Source organism: Priestia flexa (genome assembly GCF_021441905.1).
Lineage (GTDB): Bacteria > Bacillota > Bacilli > Bacillales > Bacillaceae_H > Priestia > Priestia flexa.
In genome coordinates, this window is record NZ_CP090431.1 from 3,785,001 (window position 1) to 3,805,157 (window position 20,157).

26 protein-coding genes (1 of these 26 cut by a window edge) are annotated in these 20,157 nt (G+C 35.3%); 25 read left to right on the plus strand and 1 reads right to left on the minus strand.

Annotated features, from left to right (window positions below; genetic code table 11):
- The 9 genes in view from LZP85_RS19485 to rsmI are tightly spaced (at most 54 nt apart) and all read left to right on the plus strand, a layout consistent with a single transcriptional unit that may run on beyond the window.
- Nucleotides 1–850, plus strand: partial view of an aminotransferase class I/II-fold pyridoxal phosphate-dependent enzyme gene (locus tag LZP85_RS19485; RefSeq protein WP_206833788.1) — the 3' portion only. 584 nt of this gene lie to the left of the window's left edge; only the last 850 of its 1,434 coding nucleotides appear in the window; the start codon falls outside the window, past its left edge; the stop codon is at nt 848–850.
- Between the two features lie 13 nt (nt 851–863).
- A complete protein-coding gene (gene tmk, locus LZP85_RS19490) occupies nt 864–1,490 on the plus strand; it encodes a dTMP kinase (protein ID WP_025909805.1) in 627 nt (208 codons plus the stop codon).
- Nucleotides 1,491–1,544: 54 nt separating this feature from the next.
- Complete coding sequence (locus LZP85_RS19495) at nt 1,545–1,874, plus strand: cyclic-di-AMP receptor (RefSeq protein ID WP_025909806.1); 330 nt, start codon at nt 1,545–1,547, stop codon at nt 1,872–1,874.
- Nucleotides 1,875–1,911: 37 nt separating this feature from the next.
- Complete coding sequence (gene holB, locus LZP85_RS19500) at nt 1,912–2,904, plus strand: DNA polymerase III subunit delta' (protein WP_061785784.1); 993 nt, start codon at nt 1,912–1,914, stop codon at nt 2,902–2,904.
- 4 nt (nt 2,905–2,908) lie between these two features.
- Nucleotides 2,909–3,736, plus strand: coding sequence for a PSP1 domain-containing protein (locus LZP85_RS19505; protein WP_025909808.1), 828 nt, complete (start codon nt 2,909–2,911; stop codon nt 3,734–3,736).
- Between the two features lie 14 nt (nt 3,737–3,750).
- Nucleotides 3,751–4,116 (plus strand): DNA replication initiation control protein YabA, encoded by a 366-nt coding sequence (yabA, locus tag LZP85_RS19510; RefSeq protein WP_025909809.1) that lies wholly within the window; start codon nt 3,751–3,753, stop codon nt 4,114–4,116.
- Between the two features lie 50 nt (nt 4,117–4,166).
- Complete coding sequence (locus LZP85_RS19515; protein ID WP_025909810.1) at nt 4,167–4,913, plus strand: tRNA1(Val) (adenine(37)-N6)-methyltransferase; 747 nt, start codon at nt 4,167–4,169, stop codon at nt 4,911–4,913.
- The gene (locus LZP85_RS19520; protein WP_025909811.1) at nt 4,900–5,187 is read left to right on the plus strand and encodes a GIY-YIG nuclease family protein; all 288 of its coding nucleotides are present in this window, start codon (nt 4,900–4,902) and stop codon (nt 5,185–5,187) included. Before LZP85_RS19515 ends, LZP85_RS19520 begins: the two co-directional genes overlap by 14 nt.
- Nucleotides 5,165–6,040, plus strand: coding sequence for a 16S rRNA (cytidine(1402)-2'-O)-methyltransferase (rsmI, locus tag LZP85_RS19525; RefSeq protein WP_025909812.1), 876 nt, complete (start codon nt 5,165–5,167; stop codon nt 6,038–6,040). Before LZP85_RS19520 ends, rsmI begins: the two co-directional genes overlap by 23 nt.
- A gap of 24 nt (nt 6,041–6,064) precedes the next feature.
- On the opposite strand, the gene LZP85_RS19530 is transcribed toward rsmI, so the two are convergent.
- The gene (locus LZP85_RS19530) at nt 6,065–6,349 is read right to left on the minus strand and encodes a transition state genes transcriptional regulator AbrB (RefSeq protein ID WP_025909813.1); all 285 of its coding nucleotides are present in this window, start codon (nt 6,347–6,349) and stop codon (nt 6,065–6,067) included.
- A gap of 505 nt (nt 6,350–6,854) precedes the next feature.
- Here LZP85_RS19530 and metG point away from each other — a divergent pair.
- The 16 genes from metG to LZP85_RS19610 all read left to right on the plus strand — a co-directional run bounded on the left by metG (nt 6,855) and on the right by LZP85_RS19610 (nt 20,141).
- A complete protein-coding gene (gene metG / locus LZP85_RS19535) occupies nt 6,855–8,867 on the plus strand; it encodes a methionine--tRNA ligase (RefSeq protein WP_225002335.1) in 2,013 nt (670 codons plus the stop codon).
- A 72-nt stretch (nt 8,868–8,939) separates the two neighbouring features.
- Entirely contained in the window at nt 8,940–9,710 is a 771-nt protein-coding gene (locus LZP85_RS19540; RefSeq protein ID WP_076513778.1) for a TatD family hydrolase, read from the plus strand.
- Between the two features lie 167 nt (nt 9,711–9,877).
- Nucleotides 9,878–10,438, plus strand: coding sequence for a ribonuclease M5 (gene rnmV, locus LZP85_RS19545; RefSeq protein WP_025909816.1), 561 nt, complete (start codon nt 9,878–9,880; stop codon nt 10,436–10,438).
- Entirely contained in the window at nt 10,435–11,313 is an 879-nt protein-coding gene (gene rsmA / locus LZP85_RS19550) for a 16S rRNA (adenine(1518)-N(6)/adenine(1519)-N(6))-dimethyltransferase RsmA (protein ID WP_119542756.1), read from the plus strand. Before rnmV ends, rsmA begins: the two co-directional genes overlap by 4 nt.
- An 85-nt stretch (nt 11,314–11,398) precedes the next feature.
- The gene (yabG, locus tag LZP85_RS19555; protein ID WP_076513780.1) at nt 11,399–12,265 is read left to right on the plus strand and encodes a sporulation peptidase YabG; all 867 of its coding nucleotides are present in this window, start codon (nt 11,399–11,401) and stop codon (nt 12,263–12,265) included.
- Between the two features lie 292 nt (nt 12,266–12,557).
- Nucleotides 12,558–12,791: a biofilm formation stimulator Veg gene (gene veg, locus LZP85_RS19560; protein WP_025909819.1), complete on the plus strand. Its 234-nt coding sequence runs from the start codon at nt 12,558–12,560 to the stop codon at nt 12,789–12,791.
- Nucleotides 12,792–12,938: 147 nt separating this feature from the next.
- Complete coding sequence (locus LZP85_RS19565; protein ID WP_025909820.1) at nt 12,939–13,112, plus strand: alpha/beta-type small acid-soluble spore protein; 174 nt, start codon at nt 12,939–12,941, stop codon at nt 13,110–13,112.
- A gap of 180 nt (nt 13,113–13,292) precedes the next feature.
- A complete protein-coding gene (ispE, locus tag LZP85_RS19570) occupies nt 13,293–14,162 on the plus strand; it encodes a 4-(cytidine 5'-diphospho)-2-C-methyl-D-erythritol kinase (protein ID WP_119542755.1) in 870 nt (289 codons plus the stop codon).
- A 56-nt stretch (nt 14,163–14,218) separates the two neighbouring features.
- Nucleotides 14,219–15,040, plus strand: a complete 822-nt coding sequence (gene purR, locus LZP85_RS19575; RefSeq protein WP_025909822.1) for a pur operon repressor — start codon at nt 14,219–14,221, stop codon at nt 15,038–15,040.
- Between the two features lie 20 nt (nt 15,041–15,060).
- On the plus strand, nt 15,061–15,438 hold the full coding sequence (locus LZP85_RS19580) for a RidA family protein (protein ID WP_025909823.1): 378 nt from the start codon (nt 15,061–15,063) through the stop codon (nt 15,436–15,438).
- Nucleotides 15,439–15,582: 144 nt separating this feature from the next.
- Nucleotides 15,583–15,873, plus strand: a complete 291-nt coding sequence (gene spoVG / locus LZP85_RS19585; RefSeq protein ID WP_025909824.1) for a septation regulator SpoVG — start codon at nt 15,583–15,585, stop codon at nt 15,871–15,873.
- Nucleotides 15,874–16,068: 195 nt separating this feature from the next.
- Nucleotides 16,069–17,448, plus strand: a complete 1,380-nt coding sequence (gene glmU, locus LZP85_RS19590) for a bifunctional UDP-N-acetylglucosamine diphosphorylase/glucosamine-1-phosphate N-acetyltransferase GlmU (RefSeq protein WP_025909825.1) — start codon at nt 16,069–16,071, stop codon at nt 17,446–17,448.
- A gap of 18 nt (nt 17,449–17,466) precedes the next feature.
- A complete protein-coding gene (locus LZP85_RS19595; protein WP_025909826.1) occupies nt 17,467–18,420 on the plus strand; it encodes a ribose-phosphate diphosphokinase in 954 nt (317 codons plus the stop codon).
- 149 nt (nt 18,421–18,569) lie between these two features.
- A complete protein-coding gene (locus tag LZP85_RS19600; RefSeq protein ID WP_025909827.1) occupies nt 18,570–19,202 on the plus strand; it encodes a 50S ribosomal protein L25/general stress protein Ctc in 633 nt (210 codons plus the stop codon).
- An 89-nt stretch (nt 19,203–19,291) separates the two neighbouring features.
- The gene (gene pth, locus LZP85_RS19605) at nt 19,292–19,849 is read left to right on the plus strand and encodes an aminoacyl-tRNA hydrolase (RefSeq protein ID WP_025909828.1); all 558 of its coding nucleotides are present in this window, start codon (nt 19,292–19,294) and stop codon (nt 19,847–19,849) included.
- 61 nt (nt 19,850–19,910) lie between these two features.
- Nucleotides 19,911–20,141 (plus strand): anti-sigma-F factor Fin, encoded by a 231-nt coding sequence (locus tag LZP85_RS19610; RefSeq protein ID WP_025909829.1) that lies wholly within the window; start codon nt 19,911–19,913, stop codon nt 20,139–20,141.
- Nucleotides 20,142–20,157: the final 16 nt, after the last annotated feature.

The following is a 20,157-nucleotide window of genomic DNA, read 5'->3' on the forward strand; positions in this document are numbered from 1 at the left end:
TGTGGATGAAGCTCACGGCGCTCATTTTATTTTAGGAGCTCCTTTTCCAAAGTCAGCTACAGAGTTTGGTGCAGATATTGTTATCCAATCCGCTCATAAGACACTGCCAGCAATGACAATGGGCTCATATTTACATGTGAAAGGAAACTTTATTAATAAAAATAGATTATCTTATCTTTTAGGTGCTTTACAATCTAGTAGTCCATCTTATCCTATTATGGTTTCTTTAGATATTGCACGTTATTATGTAGAGTGTTTAAAAAATGAAGGTACAGCAAAAATTAAAGCTAATTTAAAAGGATTTTATAACGAGTTAAATCAGATTGATACCCTTTCTATTGTAGAGTTAAATCAGGAGGGGAATCTTAAGGTTGATTTATTAAAACTCATCTTATCATCTACGCGACTCACTGGTTATGAGCTTCAGGCAGCTTTAGAAGCGGAAGGAATATATACAGAGCTAGCAGATCCTTTGTATGTTTTATTAGTGCTACCTTTATCATCATCATTTGATTTTAGTGATACGTTATTGCGAATCAAAAAAGCAGTTGGATTAAGTGCACAAGGTGGGTTTGTAAAAGATATGATTCATACTCTTTACTACCCTGAAAAAATTACACATAAAATATATACTCATAAAAATGAAACCGAGATAGTTTCACTAGATACCGCTGTAGGAAAGATATGTGCGGAAACCATTATACCTTACCCACCAGGCATTCCACTGCTGTTAGAAGGTGAAGAGATTTCATTACATCATTTAAAGTATTTAAAGCAAACCTTATCTTTTAAAGGTAAAATACAAGGAAGTACAAATATAAGACATGGGTTCATTCGTGTGTTTAAGTAAAAGGGGAATTGCAATGCAAAAGGGAATTTTTATTACATTTGAAGGGCCTGAGGGTGCTGGAAAGACGACAGTTATTCAAATGGTTGAAAATATGTTAAAAGAAAAAGGAATAGATGTTGTTCTGACAAGGGAACCAGGTGGTATTTCAATCGCAGAGCAAATTCGTGAAGTTATTTTAAGTCCTAAAAACAAAGAAATGGACGGTAGAACAGAAGCTCTTTTATATGCGGCAGCTAGAAGGCAACACTTAGTTGAAAAAGTTATTCCCATGCTAGAACAGGGTAAAGTTGTTATATGTGATCGATTCATTGATAGTTCTCTTGCATATCAAGGGTACGCGAGAGGTTTAGGCATTGAAGAAGTATTGGGGATTAATCAATTTGCTATTGATCACCTTATGCCAGATTTAACTTTTTATTTAGATATTAGACCTGAAATAGGATTACAGCGAATAGAAAAAGGTCGTAGTCATGAAATTAATCGTTTAGATTTAGAGAAAATCGACTTTCATTATAAAGTAAGAGAAGGATATAAACTTTTATTAAATCAATTTCCAAATCGTATCAAAGAAGTTAATGCTGAGCAAAGCGTTGATGATGTATACAATGATATATGTGATGTGTTAAGAGGATTTTTGTAAGCAAATAATTCTTGATATAATAAAGTAAATAAGTTCATAATGAGGTGCATATTCATGAAATTAGTAATTGCAGTTATACAAGATTCAGATAGTACAAAGTTGTTAAACGCATTAGTTGAAAAAGGTTTCCGCTCAACAAAATTATCTAGTTCTGGCGGTTTTTTAAAATCTGGAAATACAACCATTATGATTGGAACAGAAGACGAAAAAGTTCAAACGGTGTTAGATATTATCAAAGGTGAATGTCAAAATCGTAATCAATTTATTTCTCCAGTTTCTCCAATGGGTGGTAATGCAGATTCATATATTCCTTATCCAGTGGAAGTAGAAGTTGGAGGAGCAACGGTATTTGTGTTGCCAATTGACCAATTTCATCAATTTTAAAAAATTGCCTTACAATTGAAGTAGAAAGTGTGATGAAATGAATAAAAAGTGGGGAGAGCTAGAAGGTGTCCAACCAACTGCTCTTAGAATGTTAAAAAACAGTATTGTGAAAGATAGAGTAGCTCATGCTTACCTGCTTGAAGGAAGTAAAGGAACTGGAAAAAAGGAGATTAGCTTTTTATTTGCAAAACGATTATTTTGCTTAAATCCTCATGAACATGAACCATGCTATGAATGTATTAACTGTAAAAGAATTGATTCTGGTAATCATCCGGATGTACATTTTATTGAGCCAGATGGCTTATCAATTAAAAAAGAACAAGTACAATATTTACAAGCTGAATTCACAAAAACTGGTGTTGAATCCAATAAGAAGTTATATATTATTAATCATGTTGATAAGATGACAGTAAGTGCCTCTAATAGTTTATTAAAGTTTTTAGAAGAGCCAACGGATGGTACATATGCAATCTTGTTAACAGAGACTATTCAGAAGCTGTTGGATACAATTATATCTAGATGTCAGGTTATTTCTCTTCGTTCTTTAACAGAAAAACAATTAGCCGAACAACTAATGAACCATAACCTTTCCAGAGCAGATGCAACGCTCATGCCATACTTAACAAATAGTATTACAGAAGCAATTGAATTAAGTGAAGATGAATGGTTTGGACTTGCAAGAAAGTTAGTGATACAATTATATGAAGTGTTAACAACTAGACCTCAACAAGCGCTTCTCTTTATTCACGAAAAATGGGTACCTCATTTTAAAGAAAAAGAACAAGCTCATATTGGGTTAAATTTACTAATGCTTCTGTATCGCGATGTTTTAACGTTGCAAGTAGAAGAAGAGCCAATGCTTATTTATTTTTATAAAGAAGATCATTTAAAATCTCATGCACTTCAAGCTACTCAACAAAAAATTATTGCAAAGATTGAAGTCATTTTAAGAGCTAAAAATAAATTAAATTCAAATATGAATATACAGTTATTGATGGAACAGCTGGTGTTGGATTTGCAGGAGGGATAAAAGCTTGTATGATGTAGTAGGTGTTCGCTTTAAAAAAGCGGGTAAAATATATTATTTTGATCCTGGTGATTTAACAATACCAGATGGGGAGTTTGTTATTGTTGAAACAATCCGTGGTGTTGAATTTGGTAGGGTTGTTATTAATAAAAAGCAAGTCAGTGAACATGATGTTGTTCTCCCACTAAAAAAAGTCATTCGTATTGCAGAGCCTAAAGACAAGCTCATTGTTGAGGAAAACAAACAAGCTGCTAGCGAAGCATATGGTGTATGTGTTCAAAAGATTCAGGCACATAACCTAGATATGAAGCTAGTAGATGTAGAATATACATTTGACCGTAATAAGGTAATCTTTTATTTCACAGCAGATGGACGTATCGACTTCAGAGAATTAGTAAAGGATTTAGCAGCCATCTTCCGTACACGTATTGAATTACGTCAAATTGGTGTTAGAGATGAAGCGAAACTTCTTGGTGGTATTGGTCCTTGTGGAAGAATGCTTTGTTGCTCAACTTTCTTAGGAGATTTTGAGCCAGTGTCAATTAAAATGGCAAAAGACCAAAACTTATCGTTAAATCCTACAAAAATTTCAGGGTTATGTGGTCGTCTCATGTGCTGTCTTAAATACGAAAATGATGAATACGAAACAGCGAAAGAGCAGCTTCCTGATATTGGATCTACCATTAAAACACCTGAAGGTTCAGGTCGTGTAATAGGTCTAAATATTTTAGAGCGTATTATACAGGTAGAATTATCAAATCGTGAGCAAATCTTAGAGTATACATTAGATGAAATTATTAATGAAGGTGCTGTTTCGTTTCAAGCCACAGATTAACGAGGTGGGTAAAGGTGGATAAAAAAGAGATTTTTGATTCGGTTACAAATATGGAGGAACAAATTGGTCACTTATACAAACAATTAGGAGACTTAAAAGAGTATTTAGCTGAACTAATTGAAGAAAATCATCACTTACAGATTGAAAATGACCATTTGCGCCGCCGCCTTGACCAAACCAATTTGGAAACAAAGCCCAAAAGTCATAATCAAAAGGTAAGTAGTCAAACAAAAGTACAAAAGCAGATAGATATCGGAGAAGGATACGATAATCTAGCTAGACTGTATCAAGAAGGCTTCCATATTTGTAACATTCATTATGGTAGCGTCCGTCAAGATGGAGATTGTTTGTTTTGCTTATCATTTTTAAATAAAAAATAACAAAGCCTCTCCACAAGGAGAGGCTGCTTTTGTATAAGGAGAAATGGAACATGGTTCAATTATATGAAGATGAACGACTTGATTATCTATTAGCGGACGAAAGTATGCGCATTATTCAAAGTCATTCTGTCTTTTCATTTTCATTAGATGCTGTTTTGCTATCAAACTTTGCGTATGTACCTATAAAAAAAGGGAATATCATTGATTTATGTACAGGGAACGGAGTTATACCTTTATTTTTATCAAAGCGAACAAATGCTAAGATTACGGGTGTAGAAATTCAAGAGCGTTTAGCTAGCATGGCCACTAGAAGTGTTGATTACAATAACTTAAATGATCAAATTAACATTGTTCTAGGCGATTTGAAGGACATGCCACAGAAATTAGGGCATGGAAAGTATGATGTAGTAACATGTAACCCTCCTTATTTTCCTACTCCTAAAGTTGATGAGCAAAATAAAAATGAGCATTATGCAATTGCTAGGCATGAAATTCATTGTAATCTAGAAGATGTGATTCGTGTAAGTAGTCAACTAGTAAAGCAAGGGGGAAAGGTCTCAATTGTACATCGACCAGGTCGACTTGTTGATATCATTACGTTAATGAGGGCATACCGTTTAGAGCCAAAACGCTTACAGTTTATCTATCCGAAGAAAAATAAAGAAGCTAACACCATTTTAATTGAAGGAATTAAAGATGGTAATGCAGACTTAAAAATCCTTCCACCACTCGTTGTTTATAAGGAAGACAATGAATATACAAACGAGCTAAAGGAAATTTTGTATGGAACAAACTAAGCATTATTTTTACGTATTAGAATGTAAAGACCAAAGCTATTATGCAGGATACACAAATAATTTGAATAAGCGTTTAGCCGTTCATAATAGTGGCAAAGGTGCTAAATATACTAAAAGTCGTTTACCAGTTGTACTTTTATGGCATGAAGAGTACGAAACTAAAATTGAAGCCATGAAAAAAGAATACTGGTTTAAACAGTTAAGCCGTAGACAGAAAGAACAATATATCCTAAAGGAGCAGAAGAAAAGTAATGAACTCACAAAAAAGTTATGAAGGAATTGAAGACAAAGGAGTATTATATCTAATTCCAACACCTATTGGTAACCTAGAAGATATGACATTTCGCGCAATTCGATTATTAAAAGAAGTAGATTATATTGCTGCAGAAGATACAAGGCATACAAAGAAGCTGTGTAACCATTTTGAGATTGGGACACCAATCGTTAGCTATCATGATCATAATAAAGAAACGAAAACCGAGAGGCTTATTCAAGATTTAGAAAAAGGTCTTAAAATTGGTCTTGTGAGTGATGCTGGTATGCCATGTATCTCTGATCCAGGATATGAATTAGTAAGAGAAGCGACCAACAAAGGTTATACTGTTATTCCTTTACCAGGTGCGAATGCTGCGTTGACAGCTTTGATTGCTTCTGGACTACCTACTTATGAATTCTATTTTTACGGTTTTTTAAATCGAAATAAAAAAAGTAAAAAGGAGGAACTTCAACTTTTATCTATAAAAAAAGAAACGATGGTTTTCTATGAAGCACCTCATCGTTTAAAAGAGACGTTAAAATTGATGTTTGAAGCCTTTGGAAACCGAGAGATTGTACTATGTAGAGAGTTAACAAAGCGTTATGAAGAGTTTTTAAGAGGAACTATTGAAGAAGCAATAATTTGGGCTAACGAAACAGAACTTAGAGGAGAATTTTGTTTCATTGTTTCAGGAACAACTGAAGACATTATAGAAGATAAAGAAGCTTGGTGGACAGAGTTAACAATTATTGAACACGTGAACTATTATATAAATGATCAGCAATTTAGTAATAAGGATGCTATCAAACAAGTAGCAAAAGATCGTAATCAATCAAAAAGAGAGATATATAGTGAATATCATGTGAACTAAAAAAGCTGTCGTTAGACAGCTTTTTTAGTTTGAAGATTGTAGATTATTTTCAAGTTCTTTCATAATTTGTTCTGCACCTTCACGGCTTAAAATTAGCTTACCACCAGCTAATTGAATATTTTCATCTGAAACTTCACCAGTTACTTGGCAAGTCATGTTTGGTTTATATTTCTTTAAAATGATACGCTCTTCATCAACATAAATTTCTAACGCATCTTTTTCAGCGATCCCTAATGTACGACGTAATTCAATTGGAATTACTACACGTCCTAACTCATCAACTTTACGAACAATACCTGTAGATTTCATCTTATTTTCCCCTCTCACCTTTTAGTTTTCTATGTTATTACTTTCGTCATTATTCGACAAATTCAACGTACTTTTATAATACCAACGTTTCCAAAACTAGTCAATCATTTTGTATGTAAAAAAATGTAGATGGAAATAAAAAAATATAAAAACACTTATATAAAAAGGGTTTGTGAAGAATACCAATAATATCTTTAGGTAGTATATTGAAAAAAATAACATAATAAATTTGATATAAAGATGATTGAATTCAAGCTTTTTTAATCAAAAATTCATTTTTCGACAAAATAAGACAAAAACTACTTTCTTTAGAGTTCATCCAAAAAGTAATAAGGTATTTTATCTATAAAAGAGGCAAAAATGGTAGAAGTAAACAGCATTTATTTAAATTTCTAATGTCTTTAGCTAGATGGTTTTCAAAACGTCCTAGAAAATAGTATTATAGAAGATAGAATAAATAGTTGATTTTATTTTTGTTCGAAATACAAAATACTGTATTTGGGAAGTGTTTAAACGGATTTTGGAGGTTATACAGATGGGAAATAATACGTTTTACATTACCACGCCAATTTATTATCCAAGTGGTAAATTACATATAGGACATGCGTATACAACAGTTGCAGGGGATGCAATGGCTCGTTATAAGCGATTAAGAGGATTCGATGTTCGTTATTTAACGGGTACGGATGAGCATGGGCAAAAAATTCAGCGCAAAGCAGAAGAAGAAAATGTGACTCCTCAGCAGTATGTAGATAATATTGTAGCAGGGATTAAAGACTTATGGGGGAAAATGGACATCTCCTATGATGACTTTATTCGCACCACAGAATCTAGACATAAAGAGGTTGTTGATAAAATCTTCAATCGTTTACTGGAGCAAGGTGATATTTATCTAGATGAATACGAAGGCTGGTATTCAGTTCCTGACGAAACTTACTATACGGAACTTCAATTAGTAGATCCAATTATTGAAGATGGAAAAGTAGTGGGAGGAAAAAGTCCAGACAGTGGGCATCCAGTGGAATTAGTAAGAGAAGAATCTTATTTCTTTAAAATGGGTAAATATGCAGATCGTTTATTAGCTTTTTATGAAGAAAATCCAACCTTTATTCAACCGGAATCTCGTAAAAATGAGATGATTAATAATTTCATTAAGCCAGGATTAGAAGACTTGGCTGTTTCACGCACAACCTTTGATTGGGGTATTAAAGTTCCAGGGAATCCCAAGCACGTTATTTATGTATGGGTTGATGCATTATCAAACTATATTACAGCATTAGGATACGGCACTGAAAATGACGAATTATACAAAAAGTACTGGCCTGCTAACGTTCATCTTGTAGGAAAAGAAATTGTTCGTTTCCATACAATTTATTGGCCAATTATTTTAATGGCATTAGATTTACCTCTTCCAAAGAAAGTCTTTGCACACGGATGGTTATTAATGAAAGATGGTAAAATGTCTAAGTCAAAAGGGAACGTCGTTGATCCAGTAACATTAATTGATCGCTACGGCTTAGATGCTTTACGCTATTATTTATTAAGAGAAGTCCCTTTCGGTTCGGACGGAGTGTTCACACCTGAAGCATTTGTAGAGCGTATTAATTTTGATTTAGCAAACGATCTTGGTAATTTAGTTAACCGTACAGTAGCAATGATTAATAAGTACTTTGATGGTGTCATTCCTATGTATGAGGGGAATGTAACAGAGTTTGATGCTCAGCTTGTGCAAGCTCAAAAAGATATGGTGAAAAAATACGAAGAATCCATGGAAAATATGGAGTTTTCAGTGGCATTATCAGCGGTTTGGCAGTATGTAAGTCGTACAAATAAATACATTGATGAAACAAAGCCTTGGACCCTGGCTAAGGATGAAGAGAAGCGTAATGAATTAGCTTCAGTAATGGTACACTTAGCAGAAGCTATCCGTCATACAGCTGTTCTCCTACAACCATTCTTAACGAGAACACCAGAAAAAATCTTTTCACAGATTGGTGTGAAAGAAGATGTGTTAAAGAGTTGGGAAAGTATTGAAACGTTTAACATGCTTCGTGAAGGTACGAAAGTAGAAAAAGGTGAACCAATGTTCCCACGTCTAGATCGTGATGAAGAAATTACATTTATTAAAGAAAAAATGTTAAGTTCATTGCCAGCACAGGAAGAGAAAAAAGAAGAGGTTCAGCCAGAACAAAGTGAAGAAATTAGTTTAGATGACTTCTTAAAGGTTGATTTACGCGTAGCAGAAATTATTCATGCTGAGCCTGTAAAGAAAGCAGATAAGCTATTGAAAATCCAGCTAGACTTAGGCTATGAAAAACGTCAAGTTGTATCAGGCATTGCTAAATTTTATAAGCCAGAGGAACTCATTGGCCGTAAAGTCATCTGTATTGTGAATTTAAAGCCAGTAAAATTACGTGGAGAACTTTCACAAGGAATGATTTTAGCGGGTGAGGATGCTAATGGCTTATCACTTGCAGAGGTTGACCAATCTTTAAGCAACGGAACTAAAGTAAAATAATAAGATAAGGGGGCGTTTCACGTGGAACACGGGAAAGCCCTCTTTTATTTCGTAAATGAAAGGAGCACTAATATGTTATTTGATACACATGTACATTTAAATGCAGACCAATTTAATGATGATTTAGAGGATGTTATTGAAAGAGCAAAAGAGCGTAATGTAGAAAAGATGGTCGTGGTTGGGTTTGATGAACCAACCATTAATCGAGCGATGGAACTTGTTGAAAAGTATGATTTTATGTATGCTAGCGTTGGTTGGCATCCCGTAGATGCTATTGATATGAAAGATGAACATTTAACTTGGATTGAAGAACTAGCAGCACATCCTAAAGTGGTGGCTATTGGAGAGATGGGATTAGATTATCATTGGGACAAGTCACCTAAAGATATACAAAAAGAAGTATTTCGTAGACAAATTCGTTTAGCGAGAAAAGTAAATCTTCCAATCATTATTCATAATCGTGATGCAACAGAAGACGTCATAACCATTTTAAAGGAAGAGTCAGTGGAAGAAGTTGGTGGTATCATGCACTGCTTTACTGGGAGCATTGAAGTTGCTAAACAGTGTATGGATATGAATATGTACATCTCATTTGGTGGACCTGTCACGTTTAAGAATGCGAAGAAGCCAAAAGAGGTAGCAGCTGAAATTCCACTTGATAAATTATTAATAGAAACAGATTGTCCATATTTGACACCTCACCCTTATCGAGGAAAGAGAAATGAACCAGCATATGTCTCATACGTAGCAGAACAGATTGCGGAATTAAAAGGTATTAGCTACGATGAATTAGCAAAGCATACTACTGAAAATGCGCTAAAATTATTCCGAATTAATGACTAAATGTTTAACATATCTATTGGTTTAAAACAATGTTAAAATAAAAAGTATTAAATGGAATAACACTTGCAGAGGGTCTTGCAATCCTCTGCCTTTTTTCAGTTGATTTCATACTGATAGGTTAGAAGCAAAATGAAGAGAGAAAGACTTCATTTTTGAGGAGGTTCATAATGAAGATTAAAGAAATAATTGTGGTTGAAGGTAGGGATGACACTGTTACAATTCGTCGAGCAGTACAAGCTGATACAATTGAGACGAACGGTTCAGCCGTAAACGATGAAACCATTGAAAAGATAAAGCTAGCACAACAAACGAGAGGCGTTATTATCTTTACAGATCCTGATTATCCGGGTCAGCGTATTCGTAATATTGTTTCAGAAAAAGTTCCGGGATGTAAGCATGCATTTTTGTCAAAAGAACAAGCAAAAGGTAAAAATGGAAAAGGTATAGGCGTTGAGCATGCGTCTATTGAAGATATTAGACAAGCTTTACAAGACGTGAAACAAGAATGGCAAGGAATCGATGAACAAATTACACAAGAGGATTTAATTGTTGCTCGCTTAATAGGTGATAGTGAAGCAAAAAGTAGGCGTGAGAGAATAGGTAAATCTTTAAAAATTGGTTATGCAAACGGAAAACAGCTACACAAAAGACTAAAAATGTTTCAAATTTCAAAAGATGAGTTTATCAAAGCTGTTCAGAAAATTAATCAGGAGGAACAAAAATCGTGACAAAAGATATTGCAACCCCAACTCGTACGAAAGAAATTTTAAAGAAATACGGATTTACGTTTAAAAAGAGCTTAGGACAAAACTTTTTAATTGATACTAATATTTTAAATCGTATTGTTGACCATGCTGAGTTGACAGACGAGACAGGAGCTATTGAGATTGGTCCTGGGATTGGGGCTCTAACTGAGCAATTGGCAAAGCGCGCAAAAAAAGTATTGGCTTTTGAAATCGACCAACGCCTGTTACCCATTTTAGCTGACACGCTTTCACCTTATCCGCACGCTAAAGTCATTCACCAAGACGTACTTAAAGCCAACTTGAAAGAGACCTTAGCACAAGAGTTTGAAGGTATTGAAGACTTAATGGTAGTAGCAAACTTACCTTATTATGTTACAACTCCAATTCTAATGAAGTTGCTAGAGGAGCAGATTCCTGTTCGAGGAATTGTTGTTATGCTACAAAAAGAAGTAGCTGACCGTATCGCAGCAAAGCCAGGGACAAAAGATTATGGTTCTCTTTCTATTGCTATTCAATACTATACGGAAGCTGAAACAGTTATGGTCGTCCCCAAAACGGTATTTAACCCTCAACCAAATGTTGATTCAGCTGTTATTCGCTTAATTCGACGTAATGAACCAGCCGTAAAGGTTGAAAGTGAAGCATTCTTCTTCAAAGTTGTCAGAGCAAGTTTTGGTCAAAGACGTAAAACCATCTTAAATAATCTAGTGAATAATTTACCTAATGGAAAAGCAAATAAAGCTGCGATTGAACAAGCTCTTTCAGAAGCTTCAGTTGATCCAAAAAGAAGAGGAGAAACATTATCAATTGAAGAGTTTGGTAAGTTAAGCGATGAGCTAGGAAAATCGTTCGCATAGAATAATCACCTTTTTGCTTCGTGTTCATAGGCTATGAAGAGAGTTGAATATTTAGCTTTTAAGTAGTAAAGACGGAGTGAAGTTTATGAATATCAAAATTGGTGATATTGTAACACGTCCTTCTTATGATCGCGATTTGTTATTTCGCGTAATCGCGGTTAATGAAGGAGAGGAACAATATGCAACATTAATTGGAGAAGATATCCGCCTTATTGCTGATGCTCCTTTATCCGATTTAGAAGTTGTAGATGTTCAAGAGCAACAGCGACGAAAAGAACAAGAAGAGCAACTGTTAGAGAGGTCTCTAAAGCTGTTACGTCAAGATTACGACCTCATTCGAGAAAAAGCCGAATATGGTATGACAAATGGGTATAATCATTCACACCGCCTTTTTCAGATGCCAGGCAAGGTGCTACATGTAGATGGAGACCCTAACTATTTACAGAAATGTTTAGCAGTGTATGAAAAGATAGGCGTTCCTGTATATGGTGTACATTGTACAGAATCGGAAATGCCAAATAAAATAAGCGCCTTATTAGAAGAAGTGAGGCCTGATATTTTAGTATTAACTGGACATGATGCCTATTCAAAGTCAAAAGGTAATAAAAATGATTTATTAGCCTATCGCCACTCTAAATATTATGTAAAAACGGTATACGAGGCAAGACGTAAAATTGCAAATCTAGATCAGCTTGTGATTTTTGCCGGCGCTTGTCAATCTCACTTCGAACAGCTAATACAAGCAGGTGCAAATTTTGCAAGTTCACCATCCAGAGTGAACATTCATGCTCTAGATCCTGTATATGTTGTAGCAAAGTTAAGTTTTACGCCTTTTAATGATCGTATTAACGTGTGGGATGTATTGCGTAATACATTAACAGGTGCAAAGGGGTTAGGTGGAATAGAAACCAGAGGACTTTTACGAACAGGTATGCCTTATGAAGCGGAATAATGAGTATAAGTCTGTTATGCAAAAGAGGATTTTAACCTTTTGTATAGCAGTTTTTTTTATCTATATCTATATCATAGGTGAATTTATGTGCTATACATTTCTTTTATAAGAATTATTTTAAATAAATGTAAAACTTATACATATTGTAAGTTTGTTTGCACAAAATATAAAGGAAATGTAGATTTGTGTAGAAAATTATTTGTTGACATCATTAGACATACATTGTTATAATTTTATGTTTTTGACTTTTTTATCTTTTTGTGTTACACTACGTATAGTGAGGTGGACCAATATGGCGAAAACTTTATCTGATATTAAGCAAGCGCTGGATTTGCACCTAGGTCAACGATTGACTTTAAAAGCAAACGGTGGACGAAGAAAAACGGTAGAGCGTTCAGGAGTCTTAACTGAAACGTATCCTTCTGTTTTTATTGTGGAGCTAGATCAAGAAGAAAACTCTTTAGAGCGAGTTTCTTATAGCTATGCCGACGTGTTAACTGAAACGGTTGAGCTAAAGTTTTTTTAAACCAAAAGTAATATAGTACGTAGCGGTGAGCAGTGGACGTTTTTGGTTTACTGCTTTTTTTATTGGGCTTTTTTTCAAAACATACTCTCTCTTTGGTGATTTATACTATAAGTACGGTTTGAGGTGTTTTAAAGGAGGCTTTACTAAATGAGCAGACGTCGAGGCGTTATGTCAATGAAATGTAAAGAGGAATTGGCTAAAGAACTTGATTTTTATGATGTTGTAAAAAGCCATGGATGGGGTGCTATTCATTCCAAGGATGCAGGTAACATGGTAAAGCGTGCCGTAGAGATAGCGAAAGAACAGCTGGCTAAGTCTTAGGTAGTAAACATGTTCTACTTGCTTTTTTAGAATAAAGGAATGAGGATCCGAAGTGGAAATCACTTCGGCTTTTTAGTGGTTTTTATACTTTTATACACTGTTTATGTAAAGATATATAAACCTTCCCATTTTGTGATAAAATAACTTTACAATTGATTAGATGAAGTAGGTGAAAGATTTATGAAGTTAATGGTTAAGGCACCAGCTAAAATAAACTTGTCCCTTGATGTGTTACATAAGCGTACGGATGGTTATCATGAAGTTAAGATGGTCATGACAACAATTGATTTAGCAGACCGTATTGAGCTTTCGGAGCGTGAAGATGGTCGAATCGTTATTTATTCACATAATCGTTTTGTTCCTGATGATCAGCGGAATTTAGCATATCAAGCTGCACAGCTGCTTAAAAAGCGTTGCAAAGTGGACAAGGGTGTCAATATCTTAATTGATAAGCAAATCCCTGTAGCGGCTGGTTTAGCAGGAGGAAGCAGTGATGCAGCAGCTACCCTTAGAGGGCTGAACCAATTGTGGGACTTAGGTTTGTCTCTAGATATGCTTGCAGAGCTTGGAGCAGAAATTGGGTCTGACGTATCGTTTTGTGTGTATGGTGGCACAGCCCTTGCAACAGGAAGAGGAGAAGTAATTGAACATATTGAAGCACCTCCAAACTGCTGGGTGATTTTAGCAAAGCCAGAAATAGGTGTATCAACAGCAGATGTATATCGCAATTTAAAGGTGCAAAATGTGAGTCATCCTAATGTAGAAGGGATGATTGAAGCAATTGAAGCAGGAGATTATAGGGAAATGTGTAAATATGTAGGTAATGTATTAGAAGAAGTAACGTTAAAGATGCATCCGGAAGTTTTATTAATTAAAGAACAAATGAAGCGATTTGGAGCAGATGCAGTTCTCATGAGCGGTAGCGGACCAACGGTTTTTGGACTTGTACAGCATGATTCTCGTATGCACCGTATTTATAACGGCTTACGAGGTTTCTGTGATAAGGTATACGCTGTCCGGCTTATTGGAGAACGAATAACGCTTGAATAAATCCGTATATTAGTGTTATATTTATAATAAAATATTCGGATTTTAGGGAGGAAGTTATGAAGTTTCGACGTAGTGGACGTTTAATTGATATGACGAATTATTTCATTCAAAACCCTCAGCGCCTTATTCCTCTGACATATTTTGCAGATAAATATAACTCTGCAAAATCATCTATAAGTGAAGATATGGCGATTATAAAGCAAACTTTTGAACAACAAGGTATTGGTACGCTTGTTACTTTACCAGGGGCAGCTGGTGGCGTAAAATTTATGCCAAAGATGTCAAATGAAGAAGCAAGTCAACTTGTTGAAGAGTTATGTGGGATGATTGAAAAACCAGAGCGACTATTACCCGGTGGATATTTATATCTCACAGATATTTTAGGAGACCCTCGTGTTGTAAATAAGATTGGTCGTCTATACGCATCTTTATTTGCTAATCGCAAAATCGATGTAGTTATGACTGTGGCAACAAAAGGAATTCCAGTTGCTTATGCAGTAGCACAATACTTAGATGTACCGGTTGTGGTAGTAAGAAGAGATAGTAAAGTAACTGAAGGTTCAACAGTAAGTATTAATTACGTATCCGGTTCTTCAAAGCGTATTCAAACCATGCTGTTAGCCAAGAGAAGCCTAGCTGTAGGGTCGAACGTTTTAATTATTGATGATTTTATGAAAGCAGGCGGAACAGTTAATGGGATGATTAGCTTGCTTGAAGAGTTTGATGCAACAGTTGCGGGAATTGGAGTTTTAGTTGAATCAGAAGACATTGAAGAGCGTCTAGTAGATGAATACATCTCTCTTGTACAACTGAAAGATGTTAACATAAAAGAGAAACATATCAGCGTACAGGAAGGGAACTATTTAAAATATATTTAAGGTTGGGGGAGGAAGTAATCATGTTACAAGTTCAAACAAAGCAAGCGCCACAGGCTATTGGACCTTATTCTCAGGGAATTGTTGTTAATAATTTATTTTACAGTTCAGGGCAAATTCCTTTACGTCCAGATGGAACGCTAGTTGAAGGGGATATTAAAACACAAACTGAACAAGTATTTCAAAACCTTAAAGCAGTTTTAGAAGAAGCTGGTGCTTCACTGAATACGGTAGTAAAAGCAACTGTATTTATTAAGGATATGGATAATTTTGCTGACCTTAATGAAGTATATGCACAATACTTTGGTGATCATAAACCTGCGCGTTCATGTGTAGAAGTAGCAAGGTTACCAAAAGATGTTTTGGTTGAAATTGAAGTAGTTGCGCTAGTAAAAGGATAAATTAACTAACTAAAACCAAATTATTTCCAATTGTTCACTTTTTTTGCGAAAATTTTCTAAAAACTTTTCTGTAGAAGCAGGAAAAACAAAAATTCCGTGGAATTTATGTAGTAAAGCTTCGCATAGGAAAAGGTGGTGAACAAAATGGAAGTAACTGACGTTAGATTACGCCGCGTAAACACTGAAGGACGTATGAGAGCGATTGCTTCAATCACATTAGATGGTGAATTTGTTGTTCATGATATTCGAGTGATTGATGGTAATAACGGCTTGTTTGTAGCAATGCCAAGTAAACGTACACCTGATGGTGAGTTCCGCGATATTGCACATCCAATTAATTCTAATACTCGCGGAAAAATTCAAGATGCTGTTTTAGCAGAGTATCATCGATTAGGTGAACTAGAAATTGAATTTGAAGAAGCGGGTGCTTCATAACATATGATAGATTAAAAGCCTACTTGACGGTAGGCTTTTTATTTTGTCCGTCTCTTCTATCCATAAACTTTCTTCATTATAAAAATTTAACAAAATTTTAAAATAAAATGAATGACTTTCGAATGATTTCTTGAAATGAGGTCATTTTTGATATAATATTCTTAATGGATAAAAAGGTAAAATTGGAGGCCTGTTATGTCAAAAAGATATGCAGTCATATTGGCAGCTGGTCAGGGTACACGTATGAAGTCATCTTTATATAAAGTGTTACACCCTGTGTGTGGAAAACCAATGGTACAACATGTAATCGACCAAGTGTCAAATGTTTCATTAAGTAAATTAATTACTGTTGTAGGCCATGGTGCCGAAAAAGTGAAATCACATGTTGGAGATAAAAGCTTATTTGCTTTGCAAGAAGAGCAATTAGGAACAGCTCATGCAGTCATGCAAGCAGAATCTTTACTTGCACATGAAAAGGGTACGACAATTGTTGTTTGTGGTGATACGCCACTTATTACAACGGAAACAATCGAAGCGTTGCTCAAGCATCACGAAGAGACAAATGCAAAAGCAACAATTTTAACAGCTCATGCTCAAGATCCAACTGGATATGGGCGAATTATTCGCAATAGCTCTGCCTCAGTTGAAAAGATAGTTGAGCACAAGGATGCAACTGAACAAGAGAGAGCAGTAAAAGAAATTAATACAGGTACGTATTGCTTTGATAATGAAAAGCTATTTGAGACGCTTTCAAAAGTATCAAATAACAATGTTCAAGGTGAGTATTACTTGCCGGATGTGATTGAGATTTTGAAAAATGAAGGGGAAATCATTTCAGCTTATCAAACAAGTGACTTTGCTGAAACATTAGGTGTAAATGATCGCTTTGCGCTTTCACAAGCAGAAGAAACAATGAAGAAACGTATTAATAAGAAACATATGTTAAATGGGGTAACAATCATTGACCCATCTAACACATATATTTCAGCAGATACAGTCATTGGACGCGATACGGTTATTTATCCAGGAACAGTAATTCAAGGTGCTGTATCCATCGGTGAAAACTGTGAAATCGGACCTAACAGCGAAATCAAAGATTGCCAAATCGGACATAATACATCTATTCGCCATTCAGTCGCTCATAATAGTGAAATTGGTCAATCCGTAACGATTGGACCATTCGCGCATATTCGTCCACAATCTATGATTGATGATGAAGTAAGAATAGGAAATTTTGTCGAGATTAAGAAAGCATCATTTGGTAAAGGAAGTAAAGCTTCACATTTAAGTTATATTGGGGATGCAGAAGTAGGTCAGAATGTAAACTTGGGGTGCGGATCAATTACCGTTAATTACGATGGGAAAAACAAATTCTTAACTAAGATTCAAGATGGTGCATTTGTTGGTTGCAATTCAAATTTAATTGCACCAGTAACGATTGGAGAAGGCGCTTATGTAGCCGCTGGATCTACCGTTACAGACGATGTGCCGGGTAAAGCTTTATCAATTGCTCGTGCAAAACAAGTTAATAAAGAGAACTACGCTGAAAAGCTTGATATTAATAAAAAATCCTAACGGAGGTTTTACAACAAAATGCCAAATGTATATGCTGATGAAAATTTGAAATTGTTTACGTTAAATTCTAATAAGGCTTTAGCTGAACAAATTGCTAAGGTGATTGGTGTTGAATTAGGAAAGTGTTCTGTAGATCGCTTTAGCGACGGAGAAGTTCAAATTAATATTGAAGAAAGTATTCGTGGTTGCGATGTATTTATTATTCAATCAACAAGTGCCCCTGTTAACGAACATTTAATGGAGTTACTTATTATGATTGATGCTTTAAAACGTGCATCTGCTAAAACAATTAACATCGTAATTCCCTACTACGGTTACGCTCGCCAAGACCGTAAAGCACGTGCTCGTGAGCCAATCACAGCTAAATTAACAGCAAACCTTATTGAAAAAGCTGGTGCGACTCGTATCATCACATTAGATCTGCATGCTCCACAAATTCAAGGTTTCTTTGACATTCCAATTGATCATTTAGTAGGTGTTCCAATCTTAGGTGAATACTTTAAGAGTAAAAACCTTGATGACGTTGTCATCGTGTCTCCAGACCACGGTGGTGTAACACGCGCACGTCGTTTAGCAGAACGTTTAAAAGCACCAATTGCTATTATTGATAAGCGTCGTCCACGTCCAAACGTTGCAGAAGTAATGAACATTGTTGGTCAAGTAGAAGGCAAAACGGCAATTTTAATTGACGATATGATCGATACAGCTGGTACCATTACATTGGCAGCAAATGCACTTATTGAGTCAGGTGCAAAAGAAGTATATGCATGTTGTACACATCCAGTCCTATCAGGACCTGCAATTGAGCGCATCCAAAATTCTAAAATTAAAGAATTAGCAGTTACAAACTCGATTGCACTAACAGAAGAAAAGAAAATTGACAAAGTAACAGAGCTTTCAGTTGCTCCTTTAATGGCTGAAGCAATCATTCGTGTTCATGAAGAGGAATCAGTGAGCACACTATTCGATTAATTTGTTGAAAAGAAGCTTCTCTCCTTGTGAGAGAAGCTTCTTTTTTATTGTAATCATAGCACTAATACAAATTAATTTGATTTTGAGGTTTAATCATTTTCTAATTAGGGTACATTTTAATATAGAAAACATACTGGAAGGTGAAGAATATGAGTATTTCAATTCAGGCAAAAGAAAGAACGAGCTTTCAAAACTCTGTAAATAGAAAAATTCGTGAAGAGGGTAATTTTCCAGCAGTTGTTTATGGTAATAAAGTAGAACCTACGTCAATTTACTTAAATAGCGCTGAGTTTATTAAAACAATTCGCGAAGCAGGTCGAAATGGCGTATTAACGTTACATGTAGGCAAGAACAAACATTCAGTTATCTTGCATGAAATTCAAACTGATCCATTAAAAAACGAAATTGTACACGCGGATTTCCAAGTTGTTGATATGTCTGTAGAAATTGAGTCTACGGTTACTTTATCGTTAGTTGGGGAAGCTAAAGGTACAAAAGAAGGCGGCGTGTTACAGCAGTCCCTATACGAAGTAACAGTGCAAGGTTTACCGCAGGATATTCCATCATCAATTGATGTAGACGTAACTGAGTTGGGGGTTAACGATGTATTAACCCTACAAGATGTAAAAGTAGATGGTAAAATTGAAATTACACAAAGTCTTGAAGAGCCAGTTGCTTCAGTACTACCTCCACAACAAGAAGAATTACCTGATAGTGGAGAACAACAAGGTGATGAAGAAAATCAAGAAGTAGAAGCAACAGAACAAAAAGACAAAGAATAATACAAAGGCGTAACCAAAAGGTTACGCCTTTTATGATGAATTGATTATAATAAGAAGGGTAGAGTGTTTAAAGAGAAAGGAGCATTTCGTTGAAATTAATTGTTGGATTGGGTAACCCTGGAAAAGAATATGATCAAACGCGTCATAACATCGGTTTTATGACAATTGACGAACTTGCAGATTACTTTGATATTAAGTTGGATCGCACAAAATTTAATGGACTTTATGGCATGGGAATGGTGCGAGGAGAAAAAGTTCTTTTATTAAAGCCATTAACATATATGAACCTCTCGGGAGAAAGCATTCGTCCGCTGATGGAATATTATGACATCGATGTGGAAGATTTGCTTGTTATTTATGATGACTTGGATTTGCCTTGTGGAAAAATACGCTTGCGAACAAAAGGCAGTGCAGGTGGTCATAATGGAATTAAATCAATTATTCAGCACTTAAAAACACAAGAATTCAACCGTGTTCGCATTGGAATTGATCGTCCTAAAAATGGCATGAAAGTTGTAGACTATGTACTTGGAAGGTTTACATCTGAAGAGATGATTGAAATGAATGGAGCCATGGAGAAATCGGTTAAAGCTAGTGAAGAGTGGTTATCTAAACCGTTCTTAGAAGTAATGAATCGATATAATTAACAGGAATAAAGCTCTCTCTAAATGCTAATACTAACAATAAAACATTTAGGAGGGCTTTATTCTGTCTATTCATTATTTCTGTAGACATTGTCATGCAAAAGTCGGTATGATAGAAGGGAAAGAATATAGCACAGAAAAACTAGGCTTTCATCATTTGACAGCTGATGAAAGGCAAGAGCTAGTTCAATACCAAGCGAATGGCGATTTAATTGTTAAAACAATTTGTGAAGATTGCCAGGAGGCTTTAGATCGAAACCCAGACTATCATCAGTATGAAACATTTATACAATAAAAAGCTTTGGTTATAT